General features: G+C 60.4%; 17 protein-coding genes. 16 read left to right on the top strand and 1 reads right to left on the bottom strand.

The window, feature by feature from the left end; translation table 11 throughout:
• Positions 1 to 163 precede the first annotated feature (163 nt).
• From VF709_RS24200 to VF709_RS24160, 9 genes are all read left to right on the top strand, one after another.
• Positions 164 to 1,894, top strand: coding sequence for a Wzy polymerase domain-containing protein (locus tag VF709_RS24200; RefSeq protein WP_440232407.1), 1,731 nt, complete (start codon positions 164 to 166; stop codon positions 1,892 to 1,894).
• A complete protein-coding gene (locus VF709_RS24195) occupies positions 1,891 to 3,153 on the top strand; it encodes an FKBP-type peptidyl-prolyl cis-trans isomerase (protein ID WP_440232406.1) in 1,263 nt (420 codons plus the stop codon). The genes VF709_RS24200 and VF709_RS24195 overlap by 4 nt, the downstream gene beginning before the upstream one ends.
• A gap of 176 nt (positions 3,154 to 3,329) precedes the next feature.
• Complete coding sequence (locus tag VF709_RS24190; protein WP_336243345.1) at positions 3,330 to 3,755, top strand: hypothetical protein; 426 nt, start codon at positions 3,330 to 3,332, stop codon at positions 3,753 to 3,755.
• A 91-nt stretch (positions 3,756 to 3,846) separates the two neighbouring features.
• Entirely contained in the window at positions 3,847 to 4,377 is a 531-nt protein-coding gene (locus VF709_RS24185; protein ID WP_440232405.1) for a CaiF/GrlA family transcriptional regulator, read from the top strand.
• Between the two features lie 23 nt (positions 4,378 to 4,400).
• A complete protein-coding gene (locus VF709_RS24180; RefSeq protein WP_210499884.1) occupies positions 4,401 to 4,748 on the top strand; it encodes a hypothetical protein in 348 nt (115 codons plus the stop codon).
• Positions 4,749 to 4,872: 124 nt separating this feature from the next.
• A complete protein-coding gene (aqpZ, locus tag VF709_RS24175; RefSeq protein WP_336243357.1) occupies positions 4,873 to 5,583 on the top strand; it encodes an aquaporin Z in 711 nt (236 codons plus the stop codon).
• The gene (locus VF709_RS24170; protein ID WP_336243348.1) at positions 5,564 to 6,250 is read left to right on the top strand and encodes a helix-turn-helix transcriptional regulator; all 687 of its coding nucleotides are present in this window, start codon (positions 5,564 to 5,566) and stop codon (positions 6,248 to 6,250) included. Before aqpZ ends, VF709_RS24170 begins: the two co-directional genes overlap by 20 nt.
• A 49-nt stretch (positions 6,251 to 6,299) precedes the next feature.
• Positions 6,300 to 6,668 (top strand): YcgJ family protein, encoded by a 369-nt coding sequence (locus VF709_RS24165; protein ID WP_440232404.1) that lies wholly within the window; start codon positions 6,300 to 6,302, stop codon positions 6,666 to 6,668.
• Positions 6,669 to 6,935: 267 nt separating this feature from the next.
• On the top strand, positions 6,936 to 7,262 hold the full coding sequence (locus VF709_RS24160) for a hypothetical protein (protein ID WP_440232403.1): 327 nt from the start codon (positions 6,936 to 6,938) through the stop codon (positions 7,260 to 7,262).
• A 282-nt stretch (positions 7,263 to 7,544) separates the two neighbouring features.
• On the opposite strand, the gene VF709_RS24155 is transcribed toward VF709_RS24160, so the two are convergent.
• Complete coding sequence (locus tag VF709_RS24155; protein WP_165468136.1) at positions 7,545 to 7,685, bottom strand: hypothetical protein; 141 nt, start codon at positions 7,683 to 7,685, stop codon at positions 7,545 to 7,547.
• 134 nt (positions 7,686 to 7,819) lie between these two features.
• Between VF709_RS24155 and VF709_RS24150 the strand changes: the two genes are divergently transcribed.
• The 7 genes from VF709_RS24150 to VF709_RS24120 form a co-directional block, all read left to right on the top strand.
• Positions 7,820 to 8,599, top strand: a complete 780-nt coding sequence (locus VF709_RS24150; protein WP_440232402.1) for a hypothetical protein — start codon at positions 7,820 to 7,822, stop codon at positions 8,597 to 8,599.
• A gap of 34 nt (positions 8,600 to 8,633) precedes the next feature.
• Positions 8,634 to 10,157, top strand: coding sequence for an EAL domain-containing protein (locus VF709_RS24145; protein WP_440232401.1), 1,524 nt, complete (start codon positions 8,634 to 8,636; stop codon positions 10,155 to 10,157).
• A 38-nt stretch (positions 10,158 to 10,195) separates the two neighbouring features.
• A complete protein-coding gene (locus tag VF709_RS24140) occupies positions 10,196 to 11,311 on the top strand; it encodes a choloylglycine hydrolase family protein (RefSeq protein ID WP_440232400.1) in 1,116 nt (371 codons plus the stop codon).
• A gap of 108 nt (positions 11,312 to 11,419) precedes the next feature.
• On the top strand, positions 11,420 to 12,238 hold the full coding sequence (locus VF709_RS24135; RefSeq protein WP_336243354.1) for a hypothetical protein: 819 nt from the start codon (positions 11,420 to 11,422) through the stop codon (positions 12,236 to 12,238).
• A 523-nt stretch (positions 12,239 to 12,761) separates the two neighbouring features.
• On the top strand, positions 12,762 to 13,340 hold the full coding sequence (locus VF709_RS24130) for a tyrosine-type DNA invertase (protein ID WP_440232399.1): 579 nt from the start codon (positions 12,762 to 12,764) through the stop codon (positions 13,338 to 13,340).
• A gap of 931 nt (positions 13,341 to 14,271) precedes the next feature.
• Complete coding sequence (gene ompC / locus VF709_RS24125) at positions 14,272 to 15,387, top strand: porin OmpC (RefSeq protein ID WP_440232398.1); 1,116 nt, start codon at positions 14,272 to 14,274, stop codon at positions 15,385 to 15,387.
• 174 nt (positions 15,388 to 15,561) lie between these two features.
• Positions 15,562 to 15,758: hypothetical protein (locus VF709_RS24120; protein ID WP_440232397.1), on the top strand; the 197-nt coding region annotated here is incomplete at its 3' end.

Here is a 15,758-nt window from a genome sequence, read left to right as displayed (position 1 = left end):
TTTTCAGTTTTCAGTTTTCAATTTTCAGTTTTCGGTTTTTTATTTTTCTTTATGAAGGTTTTTTAGCGTGTTGTGTGCGCGTGTCATATTTTTTGTCTGGGTTTTTATGCCGGGATTAAATAACTTTTTTGACGTTATTCGATAAATAACCAGAGGAGTGGTCATGTCGGGAAGTCAGTCACTCAGTGATACCGTAATGGCGGGTGAGAATAATACGGATTTCCGCGTAAAGGCGGTTGTCGTGATATTTGTCGCGGTGTCCTGTCTGCTTATTAACCTGCCCTGGCACTCACTGCTGCCAGCGGATACGGTGATACCGGAATATGCCGGCTGGGTATTGCCGGGCCTCCTGTTTCTGGTCATGGCGTTCAGCGGGCGGATGGTTTTTACCCGCGCGCCCTGGCTGCTGTTGTCTTTCCTTATTCTCTCTTTTCCCCTGCTGTGGATGGCACCGCATGCGGATGTCTGGCGTGCCATCTCCCGCGTGCTGATGATGTGGTGCGGGGGCGTGTTTCTGCTGTGGCTGTCCGCCTGCCGGGTATCTGAGGCTGTGTCGGCCTTCTCTGCGGATGCGCTGATTGTCATCGGTCTGGTGTGTGCCCTGTCGGTCCTGTTGATGGTGCTCTGGCCGGCGGGCTACGCGCACTGGCTCCCCCTGCAGAGTGACATGCGTCCCTCCGGAGGCTTTCGGCAGGTGAACCTGATGGCCAGCTTCCTCGCGACGGCACTGGCCCTGAGCCTGCACCGGTGGCTCCTGTCCGGGTGGCGATGTTTTTTGCTGCCCCTGGCTGTGCTGATGGTTGCCGTGGTCTGGACCCAGAGTACGATCGGGATGCTCGGTGTGATGGTGGTGTCCTGTCTGCTGACCGTAGCAGGCTGGCGGGTGATACGCGGACGCTTGTGTCTGGCACTTGCAGTGCTGGTGTCAGCCTGGGGGATTGCACGACTGACAATGGTTTTGATGTCCCTGTCGCCCTTCATTGACCACACAGACAGCAGAGCCGCGCGTCTGCAGATGTGGCACTCCAGTCTGCAGCTCATTTGGGCTCATCCCTGGAGTGGTGTGGGATACGGGATGTTTGAGGGGGAGTATCCGCAAGGGCTATCCATGCTTCATGAGACCAGTCTCACAGGCATGCTGACGCACCCTCATAACGAGCTTCTTTACTGGCTGACAGAGGGGGGGCTGGTTACCGCCATCGGATTATCCCTGCTTCTGGCGTGGGGAGTGCGGATGTCACTGCGTCTGTGGCGGCAGGGGCATGTGGCCGGCGGTTATGGCCAGCCAGGCAGTGATGCCACGGGACTTGCTATTTGTACGCTGCCGGTGCTTCTGCATACTCAAACGGAATATCCATGGTATCAGTCTGGTGTGCACTTTGTCCTGTTCCTGTTCCTGGCTGGCCTTGCTCTCTCCCGTCTGGTGCCCGCCGCCCACCCGCTGGCCCTCTATCCCCGACTGCAGCATCCGGCCGCTATTCTGCTGGCGCTGGTCGGCGTGTTTCTGGTCTGGTTCTCTCTGAGCGGTACCGTGGTGCGTGTCGGCATTGATGCAGCAAAACGGACCATGGCGACCGATATCTCACTCTTTGAGCGGGTCAGGTGGCTGAATCCCTGGTTTATGCCGGACCAGCAGGCATTTGTGGTGAGCCTGCATGACATGCAGTTGTTTAACCAGGATGGTGACCCGGCAAGGCTCGGACGGTCAGAGCGGTTTTACCGGGACTATCTTCTGCGCCATCCGGATCCGAATGTGTATGCCATGTATCTGCAGGTCCTGAGTCTGGACGGTAAAACGGCGCAGGCAAAACAGGTTTATGACGAGGCCCGCTGGCGGGTGGGATGGGACAGTCGTTTCAGTCGCGTTCCTGACAATAAGGAAGAACAGCAATGAATTCATTAACGCGTTTTTGCGGACACCCTGATGTTGCCGGTAAGGCCGTGCGAGCGGGGTCAGGACACCCGGGAGGCGTGATGGTTCGCCTGCTGGTGTGTGCGGCGCTGGCGGTACCCGCTCTGTCCGTACAGGCGGCTACGTCGGTGACGGGTGCGGATGCCCCGGCGCCGGATGCTGCTGAAGTACTGGCTCTTCGTCAGGAGCTGGCAAGGCAGGATGCACTCCTGCAAAAGCTAATGTCACAACAGGCCGACCTGCTCTCTCAGCATAAACAGCCTTCAGGGGGAGAGGCGGTACCTGCGCATCCTTCCGGTGTTGCGGGAGAGGCCGCTTCGGGCACCAGTACCCGCGTCGCACCGGGAGGGCAGCCAGCCGGGCAGCCTCAGGAGGCCGAAAAGCTTCCCCTGACGGCGGCGACAGTGGCTCCGCCTCCGGCGGTGCAACAGCCGGCAACGGGCATCACGTCTGAGCCGGGCGCAGTCCCTGCAGCATCGCCTGCGGCTGCATCCTCCCCGCCTGCCACGACGCAGGCACCCGAATCTGAGCCCGCCCCGGCATCTGCATCAGCCGCACCGGACTCACCTTCTGTGTCCGGCGCGACTCCTGCTCCTGGCGCACAGCCGCTCTCCCTGCAGGATGATAATGCCCGCCGGGCGTATGCCAGTGGGGTGTCACTGGCCTACGAGATGCAGCAGTCCCTGGCGGTGCAGAAGTCGCTGGGCATCAGTCTTCCCCGGGATGTGCTGATGGCGGGGCTGCAGGATGCGCTGTCAAATCATCCGCTTCGGATGCAGGACCGCGATATCCAGTCCACGCTCGCCTCGCTGAATGCGGACTTTACGAACCGGATGCAGAGCCGTCGTGCCGATGAAGTGGCCCGCGGGCGTGAGTTTCGGGCTGATTTTCGCCGGAAAAAAGGTGCGTTCAGCGATGCGGGTTCACTGTACCTGATTGATGAAAAAGGTACTGGCCGGCTGCACACGTCGGATATGGCGAGCCTGCTGGTCACTGGTCGCCTGCCGGACGGCACGGTGTTTGATGGTAGTGGTCAGGCGGGACAGGCGCGCAAGGTGAGGGTCAGCGCGATGCTGCCCGCCATCGCCATCGGCCTGCAAAAAATCGGCGTCGGGGGGCACATCACTATCGTGGTGCCGCCGGAAAAAGGCTACGGCGATATGGGCTTGCCACCGACCGTACCTGGCGGGGCTACCCTCATCTTTGACATTACCGTTCAGGGGGTGAACGAAGGCGGGTAAACCGCCTCGTGTTACCTGACTGACAGTCGCCCCTGAGCGGGGCACAAGACAATCATGACGTAACCGTAAACCGGTGCTGCGGCACCGGGGGATTTCTGCACGCCTGTTTCAGCCGGGTAACGCCCGGTTATGGGGGGGCGAAGAGGGTTGCACTGCATTGATTTAAAGGGGGATTTATGGCTGAGGCTTACCTGGGCAGTGTGACCGGTCAGGGCGTCATTGTACTCATCGCCACGCTGCTTCCGGTCGCTGTCTGGCTGGTTGTGACGGGGCTGCCGGGGGAGCGTCGCCGCTGGATTTTCCGGACCCGACCGCTGTGGCTGTTTTTCTGGCTGCGGGGGGAGTGCTCGCTGCCGGTCACCTTTATGACGGGCGGGCCCCTGGCCGGTATCGGCCTCTGGTGGCTTTGCGCCATGGGGGTCGGGCCGGAGGGCAGGTGGTTATCGCTGAGCATTGCGGCGCTGTGTGTTCTGCTGGGTCTGGCCCTGCTTAACGCGGCCCGCAAGTCCCGTCCGGAGGGGGCTGCCTGCGCCGGTATCGTGGTGCTCATCACCCTGCTGTGGCTGGCGGGAGGCTGCACGCTCTGGCAGGTCCTTCTGTGAGGTCGCCCCGTGACATGAACGCCCGGTAACAAGTCGGGCGGGTACACAAAACGTCGCCTGGCATGGTGCCGGGCATCAGGAGGAAGAAGGTATGAAAAGAGAACAAAAATCTGAACACATGCATTCCGGCCCTCGAGATTGTGCCGGTGACACCCGGAACGGTTCATCGCCACGCTCGCCGGCTGAGGTCGTCACGGGCCGCCAGCGTAATCACGGCACCTGGTGCCTGCCTGCCGGGCTTGGGCTCGACAACCGTCCGCCCCTGTGGCTGGCAGTGTCCGTCTGGATAATGAAGCAGGCGCGGGCCGTCACCCGGCATGAAGTGGCGCAGGCCTTTCGCATCACCCCCCGCCGTGCTGCTGATGTCATGACGTACATCGTCTGTGACCGGACGGACACGGTGCAGATCCGCAAGGAGGTGCTTCGCGTGGGCAGTGGCCACCGCGTGGCGCACTACGTGGTGGAGGCGGTTGCGCCTGTTGTGACGCAGCAGACCACCCCAAAACCCCCGTCGCCCGCGCCGGATAAACGCGGCGCTGACCGCGAGCGGGATGAGCGCTCGCTGGTGCAGGCCCGTCAGGCGTTTCTGTTTCAGCGCCGCGCCGCGCCGGACATGCTCTGATGGTAACGGGCAGGATGGGAGAGATGCTGGCCCTGTCGCTGCGGCTCCATGAATGCCCGGACGAATGGCTTCTGTCGGCTGCGGGCGGCGTACTGGCGCTTGCCGGTTATCCGCTCCTGCGCCGGTTTCGCGCGCAGTGCCGGCACGGCGGATGCCTGCATGCGGCGCGACGGTGTATCCGCCTGTGGGGTGCACCGTTGTGCTTCACCGGCGTCGGGCTGTTTCTGGTGCTGTTCAGCGGGTGGGGCGGGCAGTCCGGTGCGACGGTGGTCCGCGATGAAGCGGATACACGGTGCGAGCGTCCGGAGAAAAGCGGTGTGGTGCTGGCGGCGGCCTGCCGGCCTGTGGCGCGTCGTGGGGGCGCTGACTGACGGCGTGGTGTCGGGGCGGGGCAGACCCGACGGATGCCTCTGGAAAACACCCCCTTTAACAGAGGGGGCAGGTACCTGCGGTTGCAGGCGTAAATCAGAATGACAAAGGCAGGATTTTATGATGATGAAAAAACTGATGGCAGAGATGGCAGGGACGTTCTGGCTGGTGCTGGGCGGATGCGGGAGTGCGGTTCTGGCAACCGGTTTTCCGGATATCGGTATCGGTTTCGCCGGGGTATCCCTGGCTTTTGGTCTGACAGTTCTGACCGGGGCGTATGCCTTTGGTCATGTCTCGGGGGCGCATTTTAACCCTGCCGTCTCGCTCGGGCTGTGGGCGGCGGGGCGGTTTTCGTCAGCAGAGCTGCTGCCTTACGTGCTTTCGCAGGTGCTGGGGGGAGTGCTCGGGGCGGGAACGCTCTACCTGGTGGCCACCGGCAGCAGCGGCTTCGATGTGCATGCGGGATTTGCAAGTAACGGATTTGGTCCGCTGTCTCAGGGGAGTTTTTCCCTGCCGAGCGTTGCCCTGACCGAGTGGGTCCTGACGGCGGTGTTTGTGCTCATTATTGCCTGCGTGACGGGGCCGGGTGCCGCGGCGGGGTTCGCACCGCTGGCGATTGGCCTGTGCCTGACGCTTATTCACCTGATGTCCATTCCGGTGGACAACACCTCCGTTAACCCGGCCCGCTCGACGGCCGTGGCGATATTTGCCGGCGGCGAGTGGCTGAAGCAGCTCTGGCTGTTCTGGGCAGCACCGCTGGCGGGCGGACTCACCGGCGGGCTCCTGTCGCGCCTGTTCTCCGGACGGGCGATGCCTGATGGCGCGCGGGGAGCGTAAGCACGGTGCCACTCCGGCCGGCATCTGGGTGGTTTCCGACTGCCAGCATGCCCGGGCGGGACTCATCGCCGTGGCCCGACGGGAGGCAGATGTCCTGTCTCTGTCCGGTGAAACGTTCCGGGCAATGCTGCAGGCGGGGCAGGGAGGGCTGCCTGAGCGGGTTGTTGTGTATGTCGGTGCGTCGGCGGTCCATCAGATGGCGCTCGCGCTGGCCCTGGCGACCCTGCTCCGTGAGGACCGGCCGCTGCCGGATGTGCTGGTGCTGGGCGAGCGGGTGGAGGAGTGGCTGTACCCGGCGCTGATGCGCCTGACTGACCAGCCGGCGGTCTCCCGGTGCCTTTACTGTCTGCCGGCCACCGCATCCGTCAGGCGTATCACGCAGGCGCTCCGCTCGTCGTCCGGTGCCCCGCGGATGCGCACCCTGATGAAGGGAGGGTGGGAGGCGCGTGTCAGGGAGAGGCTGACACAAAGAGAATGGCAGGCGCTCCGGATGAGCCTGACCGGGCTGAGCGTCCCGGAGCAGGCGGGGGTGCTGGGGGTGTCAGCAAAAACACTCTATTACCACCGCTTCCGGGCACTGACAAAGCTGGACACCGGTTACCGGCGCCGCGGTCAGCAGCGGCTCTGGCGTGCTGCCATGCTGGTCTGTAGCAGTGGTCCGGCATGATGACCACGGAAGCTGAAGAGAGCGCAACCATTACAGAGGAATATCCGGAATGCTGAATATACCCAGACATCATATCGTCCCGCTATGCCTGTGTCTCCTGGGGGCGGTCAGTACGGCCCGCGCTGTGCTGAACCACCATGCCGGGGTCTTTGAGCCGGATGCCGGCGTGGTCTGTGACCGCCACAGCGGATTCTGCGCTGACGCTCAGGGGGTGTCCCTGCAGGAGACGCGTCGTTATCTGGGCAGGAGAGCGCCTGCGTTACTGCAGTCGTCTGCCGGCGCTCAGGGGCATGAGGATGCGTTCAGCCTGAGTGACGGACGCCGGTGTGAGCGCAGTGCGCAGACATGCTGGCGCGGTCGCGACCACGCGGTGCCGGATACGGGGCTGACCCGGCATCTCTACGGCAGCGGAATCTGACGGCGCACGGGGGTGATGTGATGAGTCGTGTCCCGCATTTCTGTCCTGCGGCATTGCTGCTGGTTCTGCTGCTGTTATGCGTAACGGAAGCGGCCGGATGGAGCGGTGCCCCGCCCTTAACCCCGGGGAAACTTACGGTAGATACCGCCTGGCATTTTCATGGACGGAGCCTTGCCGTGGACGGTGCCCTGCCGGTGGGAACGGTGATTGCCGCAACGGTTGTGCCGCCGGGAAGGGTGTTGTTTACCCGTGCGCCGGGGGTCTCCGGTGGTCTGTGGGGGGGGCCGGGGGCCGGTGCACTCCTGGCTGGCGGTCAAAACGGACCTGGCGGGCGTGCTGGTCCGTATCGTCCCGGAAAAAGTCTTCGGTGCACCGTGGCGTCAGGGCGGGGTGCGTATTGAGCTGGTAAAGACCGGGGTGATGAGGAGTGGCGTTCTGAATGCTCTTCAGTGCACGCCGGAATACCGGTTGTGGCGTAACCGTCCGGACGGGCGCGAAGTGCTTTTGCGGGAGCGCCTCAGGATGGACCGCCCGCTCAGCGTGGCCGTGTTACCGGATGTGGTCCCGGCTATTCCTGGCGGGCACAGGGTATGAGGGCTTCGGCGGTCATACCCGGTCTGGTGCTGGCCGCATCCGTACTGCCGGAGGCGTTCTGTGCCGCAGGACGGGCGGGGGCCACGGTCAGGGAGGCTGTGCCGGCTGCGGCAGTCTGCCGCGCCGACCTGAGCGGGCTCCGGGTGGCTCGCCCGGATGCGTATGCCTCCCTGCCCGCGCCTCACGGGCAGCAGGGGGCGCAGACGGACAGGACGGAACCCCGGGCACTCAGGGTCTGGCGACAGCTGGAGGAGGCGAGGCGCTGCGGACTCGCCGGGTCGCTCATGGCCGGGGCAGGGTGAGTACGAGCCAGAGTATCACCAGGCCGTAAATCACGCCCAGCAGTACCGGGTTTTCCGTACCGAGCTGAGATATCACCCCGGCCACCGTGCCGGGTAAGTCGGACAAGGTTGAAAGCAGCATATGCCTGTCTCCGGTCACTTATTCAGTGTTCCGAAAATAGGAACGGGTGACCGGGGAAGGCAAGGAGGCCGCAACAACGGGTAGCTAACCCGTCCGGGCCAGATGACAACAACAGATGAACAAGGACAACAAAAATGATGAACAGCAAAACCGTCAGCGTCGCTGCCGGTGTACTGATGACCGCCGCGCTTTACAGCAGTACAGCTCTGGCGGAGGCGTCACCGGATGTATGGCATTTTACAGTGGGGCCGGAGTTCGGGGCTCAGGGCTTTAAGGGTAACGGTGCCGTGGGGCCGATGTCCGGCGGGCTGAAGATGCCCTTTCACAAGGTGGCGAAGGACACCCGTTTTGCCCTTGCCGGGGGGATTGTGGCCACCCGCGGGCCGCTGGGGTTGTGGCTGAACGGTCAGTATCTTGACCTGAGTCAGCACTTTGATTTTGACAGCGGTAATGTGCACGGCGATGCAAAGGGGCACGCCACCCAGCTCAGCGCCGGGGCCTGGTATCAGGTGTGGTCCAGGAGCCTGGGCGGGCAGACCGTGCACGGGACTGCGCGGCAGGTCACGGTCTCACCGCTCGCCGGGGTGCGCTGGACGCGCCTGAAGGCGTCCCTGAATGCTGACGGCGAGTCGGCCTCTCAGCAGGCCACCTGGGCCATTCCGTTCACCGGTGCCCGGATGAGCGCGGACCTGAATGACCGCTGGCTGGTGAATGCCGAGGCGGATATCGGTGCCTGGGGAAGAGACTTCACCACCCAGGGGCAGGTGTATGCCGGCTACAGGCTGGCGCTGTTCGGGCTGCCGGCGGTGGCACACGTCGGGTATCAGGTGCTGCATCAGGACCATAAGGAAAGTGATTTTCACTGGAACGTGACCCAGTACGGCCCGGCAGCAGGGCTCGCGGTTACCTTCTGATACCCCGAACCACGGCAATGACGAGGAGGACGGAATGAAGCTGACGGCACCCCTGGTGGTTCTGGGCCTGGGTGGCACACTGGCCCTGTCCGTCCTGCTGATGCAGCGTCAGGCGCAGCAGGATACGGACCAGGCAGTCGCGGTGGCCACCCGGAGCATTACCGGCATGCTGGGCGAGGCGGAGCGGGTGATGACCCTGAACCGGGCTTTTCTGGGGCAGGGGTGTTCCCCTCAGCTGGTCCGGCAGATGGCGCGCTCTGCCGCCCTGAGCCCGCACCTGCGCGGCGTGCGGCTGCTGCAGAGCAACGCGACGGTCTGCTCCTCGCTTGGCGGCGCGCCCGACCTGCCGCCCCTGCCGGACGCCGCGCGCGAAGGGCCGGTTGCGCTCCTGACCAGCGGGGATGCGCTGACACCCTCGGAGCCTGTGCTGATACTGGCGCAGCAGTATCCGGAAGGCGGTGTGGCCGTGAGTCTCAACGGCCTTTTTCTGCGTCAGGTGCTGCGGGCAACGCCAGACCGTCCGGGGCTGGTTTTCCGGGCTGGCGGGCTGGAGGTGGACTCCGGCGGCGTGGTTCGCCGCTCAAGCGATACGGACGGCGCGCCGGCATCAGGACGTTATGCTTTTTCCCTGGCGGCCGACCCGCACCAGCCGGTCCGTGGCCGCAGCCTGCTGCGGGAGGCGCTGCCCTGGCTGTTACTGAGTTTGCTGGCGGCCACCGGGGTGACGGCCCTTCTGCGGTGGTGGGTGCACCGGCAGGTTTCGGAGGAGGTGCAGCTGCGACGCGCCATGGCGGCGGGCGAAATCCGGCCGTGGTATCAGCCGGTGGTGGACAGCCGGACCGGGCAGCTGGCGGGCTGCGAGGTCCTCGCCCGCTGGCACTCCCCTCGGCGGGGCGTCATTCCGCCGGACCGCTTTATTCCGCAGGCCGAGCGCAGCGGGCTGATAGTCCTGCTGACCCGGAGCCTGCTGAAGCAGGTGGCCCGGGAGCTCGGGCCGCTCGCGCAGGAGCTACCGGCGGAATTTCATCTGGCCTTTAACCTCAGCGCGGCCCATGCCGGGGACTCCTCACTGCTGCTGACCTGCAGAATGCTGCAGGCGGCCCTGCCCGGGGTGATTCTGGTGGCGGAAATTACCGAGCGGGAGCGCTATGAGCCTTCTGTCCTGCTGCCTGAGCTGCTGCCGGCCCTGCGGGCTGCCGGGGTGCGGGTGGCACTGGATGATTTCGGGACAGGGTATGCTGGTCTCAGCGCGCTGGACCAGCTGCCGGTGGATTACATCAAGCTGGACCGCTCCTTCACGACGCAAATCCGGGACAACACCCCGGCGGACACGCGCCTGCTGATGGCGGAGATGGTGACTGAAATGGCGCACAAAATGAAGCTCGAAGTGGTGGCGGAAGGGGTGGAGACGGACTGTCAGCGCGACTGGCTGGCCGCGCACGGGGTGAGCTGGCTGCAGGGATATCTGTTCTCCCGGCCGCTGCCGCTGGCAGAGTTTACCCGCTACCTGCGCAAGCCGGCACCCGGCAGCGCTGACGAAGAAAGGGGGCCGGAATAACGGCGCTCACGACATAACGGTATAACAGAGGGAACAGCATGAACACAGTGTTATTTCAGCATCTCACCCGGACCTGCCGTCCGGCGCTTGCCGGCCTGCTGCTGGGAGCCGGTCTGATGGCGGGCGCATTGCCGGCGGAGGCCTGCACCAGCCTGGTGCTGCCCACCACCGACAACGGCCGCATTTACGGACGTACGATGGAATTTGCGATGGACATGAAGTCGCAGATGATTGCCCTGCCGCGCCACTATGCCCTGCAGGGGAGCGGGCCGGCGGGAGAGACGGGCATGGCCTGGCGCGGCAAATACGCGGCGATTGGCATGAATGCCTTTGGCCTGCCGGTCCTGCTGGACGGCATGAATGAGAAGGGGCTTGCTGGCGGTATCCTGTACTTCCCGGGAACGGCCGGCTACGCGCCGTGGGATGACTCCCGACGGGCACAGACCCTGGCACCGTGGGAATTCCTGACCTGGGCCCTGACGAACTTTGCCAGCGTGGCGGAGGTGAAGGCTGCGCTGAAGGACGTCCGGGTGGCGGATGTGAAGCAGGCGCAGATGGGGGTCGCTCCTCCCGTGCACTATACCCTGCATGATGCCAGCGGGGCCTCCCTGGTCATCGAGCCGGTGGACGGTCAGCTTAAGGTATACGACAACCCGCTGGGAGTGATGACCAACTCGCCCTCCCTGGACTGGCACCTGACGAACCTGCGCAACTACGTCAACCTGCACCCGGAAGACGTGACGCCGCTGAAGATTGGGGGCGTGACGGTACATCCGCTGGGCAACGGCTCGGGCATGCACGGCCTGCCCGGCGATTCAACACCGCCGTCACGGTTTGTGCGGGCGGCGGCGTATGTGCTGACGGTGGACCGGATGCCCGATGGCCTCCCGGGCGTGCGACTGATGGAGCACGTGATGAATAACTTCGACATTCCGGCGGGGATGATACAGGATCGTAACGCGCCGCCGGAATACACCCAGTGGACGAGCATTGCCGACCTGAAACCGGGCCGGTATTACATCAAAACCCGGGATGTCCCGACGCTGAGTGGGGCCGGGTTCAGCGATTTTAACGTCGACGGAACAATGCCCGTGCATTTTGCGATGCCGCAGCCTCAGGTGCCTGCAGAGCTTAAGCCTGCCCCGGCCGGCTGACGGAGTGGACCTGAAACGGGACTGGCTGCAGGCGTCTCCCGTTGTGATATCCGTGTCCGGTCAGGCGTGTCGCCGGCCGGGCTTTTTTCAGAGTAGTCAGGAATTACCATGTTGTTTTTTACGCTTCTTTCTTCTCCCCGGGCTGACGATGCCCTGATGCTTGTTGTGTTGCTGAGCGGGCTTTTGCTGTGCGCCTTTCTGGGGAGGACGTCCCGGCGTCCCGGGCAGGACGCTGAGGCGGGCATTGTACCGGGGGCCGTCCTGTCGCTCTCCGGCCTGCTGATAGGTTTTGCCTTTTCCATTGCGGTCAATGGCTTTGCGGCTCGCGAGCAGGCCCAGGTGCGCGAAGCGCTGTCGGCAGGAAGGGCATGGCAGTACGCGGGGTTGCTGCCGGACCCGGCGCGGCAGACGGCCAGACAGTTTCTGACGGCCTGGATGAATGACCGCATACACTTCTTCCGGGAGGGGACAAGCGAAGGGGGACGTAACTGGATGCAGCTGGCCCAGGACCGTCAGAACAGACTGTGGCAACTGATGGAGAAAGAGGCCACGGCGACCCCGACGCCTGCGGTGATGTCTGCGCTGGCGACGGTCAGTGAGCTCGGCGTGTCGCAGCAACAGACCCGGGCAGTGTGGCGAAGGCAGATCCCGGATGCGGCCTGGTGTGTGCTGCTGCTTTTTGCCCTGAGCGCCAGTTTTCTGGCAGGCTACCGCCATCCCCGGGAGCGGGGTATGAAACGCGTTTTGCTGTTCTTCCCAGTCCTGACCGCCCTGACGCTCTTTATGATTGCGGAAATCGATATCCCGGGTGAAGGAATTATTCGGGTGACGCCGGATGACCTGGAGGCGATGATGAGCACCCTGACGGGTGATAAGCTGCCAGGAGCAATACGCAAGCCGGGAGATTATATTCACCATATCCCCTGATGACCGGATTAAAACAGGGTGAGGCTGTCAGGTGAAGCGGTAAATCAGGCTCTTAAAAAGAATCGATTTCCCTGTTTTTGGTGCCGCGACTGGTGTTAGGTTTCAGATTTATGGCCGATCGTTACTGCTTCATTTTCTGAATGCTGGATTGGATAGTGTAATCTATTTAATCATCATCACTTGTCTGAAGGTGTTATTGTTATTTTGTTGAGAGCACGCGTTAATCTGATTATCATTTTTTATTTCAGTTGATTTAGCGATTCACTTCTCAAATTTTTGATTATCCCGACGGTCTATCATTAAAAATCTTGCACTTATAGTGATTGTGAAACATTTTGAAATACCTATTTATGGTTATCAGGTTTTGTAGCTGCGGGGGTCAACTAACTGATTTTTAATCGCTATTTACATGTGCTGTATTTGTTCTGTTACGGGGGCGTGAGGGGCTTTTTCTTTTCTGTGCTTTGTGCCTTTATTAAATGAATGTGAATTTATTTAAGACTCCAGGGAGTAAAAGATAAAAATGAAAGCCAGATTGTATCTGACAATGCAGGAGACTGAGAGAATAATTCAGGCAACAGATGGCGCAAAAAATGGATTGCGGGATCGCTGTATGATTATGCTCGGATTTTATCATGGGTTGCGGGTGAGTGAATTAACCGGGCTGACAGTCCGAAATATTGATATTGATAGTGGTCGTATATATATCCGACGCCTGAAAAATGGTTTTAGTGCCGTTCATCCTCTCCAGCCGGAAGAATGCCGTTTGCTGGTGCAGTGGCTGAAAGTTATTCCGGAATCAAATGAGGAGTGGTTGTTTCCTAATTCAAAGGGAAATCGGATTAGTCGCCAGTATATCTATAAAATATTCAGGAGGTATGGAGAAAAAGCAGGATTAACCATAAGGGTTCATCCACATATGTTGCGCCATGCCTGCGGTTATGAACTCGCCGAGCAGGGTATGGATACCCGACTTATTCAGGATTACCTGGGCCACAGAAATATCCGACATACGGTACATTACACTGCGGGGAATGCAGCCCGTTTTGCGCGGGTCTGGGAGTCCTGGCGCTTGTTTGCTGAAAGTGAAGATGTTGCCTGAATAATAAGTTCCCTGCAATGATATGAGACATTTTCGTATTTTCATGAACGGAGATCGCCCAATAACATCCATCGAGATCGGGTAATAACATTTGAACAGATCGCTGAATAACATCGATGGAGATCACTTTTGACTCATTTTGTTATTCGGTGATCTCCATCAATGTTATTGTAACTTCACAAATGTGTTGCTTGTTATATTTGACCATTCCGGTGAAGGATACCTGTTCCGACATCTCCAGTTTCTATGAGAAAGCTTAAAGAAATGTAAGTAAGACAGTATGATTTTCCGGGGGAGAGGCGATGACCAACGCGGGATATTTAACGCAGGTTAGCGCCGTGGCCAGTGCCGCACAGGTGAGCTGGCGCTACACCCTAATATTTCCATCACGGAGATCAGCATGAACAACAATAGTACATTGTACGTCGGGTTAGATGTCCATAAAGAATCTATCACTGTGGCCTGCGCCATTAATGTAAGCATACTGTGAACTCATCTTCCAATTGTTTTTTGGTTCGTTAGCATCGGTTTTCCCTCCAGTTATCTGGATATTGAAGAATATCATGCAGGAACGAAAGCTCTATACCCTTGAAGAAAAACGACAGCATGTTGCCAGCTGGTGCGCCAGCGGCCTGAGCCGACAGCAGTACTGCGAATTACATAGCATCAAATCCCCCCGGGAAACCCGGTGCCCTGAAGCATCAGACGATCTCTGTTCAGGAAAATTCGTAGTGCGGGTCTTTATAGCGGTAACGGGTTACGGAGACGGAATGTTACTGATTGATAATTGTGTGTCATCCGGATGGCAGGTAATTAGCTCTTGACCCATTGCGTCCCCCGTTACGACCCTGTTTTTTTTATTCGGAGTGGTGCGTTAAACACATCATCATCCGGCATTGTTTAAATAACCAAAAAAGCAGAGGCTATCTGAATGAAATTAAAAGTCCTTTCCCTGGTGGTTCCGGCACTGCTGGCTGCCAGCGCTGCACACGCTGCTGAAATTTATAACAAGGACGGCAACAAACTTGATCTGTACGGTAAGGTTGACGGACTGCATTACTTTTCATCAGACAAAAGTGTTGACGGTGACCAGAGCTATGCCCGGCTCGGCTTTAAGGGGGAAACGCAGGTAAATGACCAGCTGACCGGCTACGGTCAGTGGGAATACAATATGCAGGCCAACAGCGCCGAGGGCGACGGAAACCAGTCATGGACCCGTCTCGGCTTTGCCGGCCTGAAGTTCGGCGACTGGGGGTCTTTCGATTACGGCCGTAACTACGGGGTGGTCTACGACGTGACCTCCTGGACTGACGTCCTGCCCGAGTTCGGCGGTGACACCTACGGTTCGGATAACTTCCTGCAGCAGCGCGCCAGTGGCGTGGCGACGTACCGCAATAACGATTTCTTTGGTCTGGTTGACGGCCTGAATCTGGCCCTGCAGTACCAGGGGAAAAACGGCAGCGTGAAGGGGGAAGGCACAGGCCCGACCAACAACGGCCGGGATGCCATGAACCAGAACGGTGACGGCTTCGGCGGCTCCCTGACCTACGATATCGGCGAAGGTTTCAGCGTCGGTACCGCCATCGCCAGCTCAAAGCGTACGGACGAGCAGAACAAACTGACCTTCGGCAACGGGGATAAGGCCACCACCTACACCGGCGGCCTGAAGTATGACGCCAACAACGTCTATCTCGCGACACAGTACACCCAGAGCTACAACGCCACCCGTTTCGGTAGCAATGACGGCGACCATACCTGGGGCTTTGCCAACAAGGCGCAGAACTTTGAAGCCGTGGCGCAGTACCAGTTCGACTCCGGGCTGCGGCCGTCCATTGCCTATCTGCACTCCCGCGGCAAGAACATCGAGGGCTACGGCGACCAGGACCTGCTGAACTACATTGACCTCGGTACAACGTATTTCTTCAACAAAAACATGTCCACCTACGTCGACTACAAAATCAACCTGATTGACGACAACAGGTTCACCCGCGCTACGGGTTTGGCGACGGATAACGTGGTGGCGACCGGCCTGGTTTACCAGTTCTGAGTTAGCCTGACTGCAGTGAAAAACGGCCAGAATGGCCGTTTTTTTTTGCCGGCGTCATAGACGGACCTGCAACCGTTATCCTGTTTCTTTGTGATTTGCGATATTTTGTGTGTGACATCACAGCCATACCGGTACTCCCGTGCTGAAAACAGGGTTTTAACAACGGAGACTGGTGTGATGGATATTGTGGATATGGCTCAGGAAGCGGAACTGGCGCGGATGACCCGGCTGCTGAGAAGACGGCTGCGTCCGGCTCTGGCCTTCACCGGGGCATGCCATAACTGCAGCGAGCCGCTGAATGAAGGGTGTTTCTGTGATGCGGACTGCCGCGACGACCATGAGCGTCGTTTTCGGGCCCGGATAGTTAACGG

Source organism: Enterobacter sp. Lyrl_3 (genome assembly GCF_051948675.1).
GTDB lineage: Bacteria > Pseudomonadota > Gammaproteobacteria > Enterobacterales > Enterobacteriaceae > Enterobacter > Enterobacter cloacae.
The sequence above is the reverse complement of the archived record's forward strand: the minus strand, read 5'-3'. Positions and strand labels throughout refer to the sequence as shown.

Bases quoted from the DNA above. Each gene is read 5' to 3' on its own strand.
- VF709_RS24200 (WP_440232407.1), top strand. From the start codon at position 164: ATGTCGGGAAGTCAGTCACTCAGTGATACCGTAATGGCGGGTGAGAAT.
- VF709_RS24195 (WP_440232406.1), top strand. From the start codon at position 1,891: ATGAATTCATTAACGCGTTTTTGCGGACACCCTGATGTTGCCGGTAAG.
- VF709_RS24190 (WP_336243345.1), top strand. From the start codon at position 3,330: ATGGCTGAGGCTTACCTGGGCAGTGTGACCGGTCAGGGCGTCATTGTA.
- VF709_RS24185 (WP_440232405.1), top strand. From the start codon at position 3,847: ATGAAAAGAGAACAAAAATCTGAACACATGCATTCCGGCCCTCGAGAT.
- VF709_RS24180 (WP_210499884.1), top strand. From the start codon at position 4,401: ATGCTGGCCCTGTCGCTGCGGCTCCATGAATGCCCGGACGAATGGCTT.
- aqpZ (WP_336243357.1), top strand. From the start codon at position 4,873: ATGAAAAAACTGATGGCAGAGATGGCAGGGACGTTCTGGCTGGTGCTG.
- VF709_RS24170 (WP_336243348.1), top strand. From the start codon at position 5,564: ATGGCGCGCGGGGAGCGTAAGCACGGTGCCACTCCGGCCGGCATCTGG.
- VF709_RS24165 (WP_440232404.1), top strand. From the start codon at position 6,300: ATGCTGAATATACCCAGACATCATATCGTCCCGCTATGCCTGTGTCTC.
- VF709_RS24155 (WP_165468136.1), bottom strand. From the start codon at position 7,685: ATGCTGCTTTCAACCTTGTCCGACTTACCCGGCACGGTGGCCGGGGTG.
- VF709_RS24150 (WP_440232402.1), top strand. From the start codon at position 7,820: ATGATGAACAGCAAAACCGTCAGCGTCGCTGCCGGTGTACTGATGACC.
- VF709_RS24145 (WP_440232401.1), top strand. From the start codon at position 8,634: ATGAAGCTGACGGCACCCCTGGTGGTTCTGGGCCTGGGTGGCACACTG.
- VF709_RS24140 (WP_440232400.1), top strand. From the start codon at position 10,196: ATGAACACAGTGTTATTTCAGCATCTCACCCGGACCTGCCGTCCGGCG.
- VF709_RS24135 (WP_336243354.1), top strand. From the start codon at position 11,420: ATGTTGTTTTTTACGCTTCTTTCTTCTCCCCGGGCTGACGATGCCCTG.
- VF709_RS24130 (WP_440232399.1), top strand. From the start codon at position 12,762: ATGAAAGCCAGATTGTATCTGACAATGCAGGAGACTGAGAGAATAATT.
- ompC (WP_440232398.1), top strand. From the start codon at position 14,272: ATGAAATTAAAAGTCCTTTCCCTGGTGGTTCCGGCACTGCTGGCTGCC.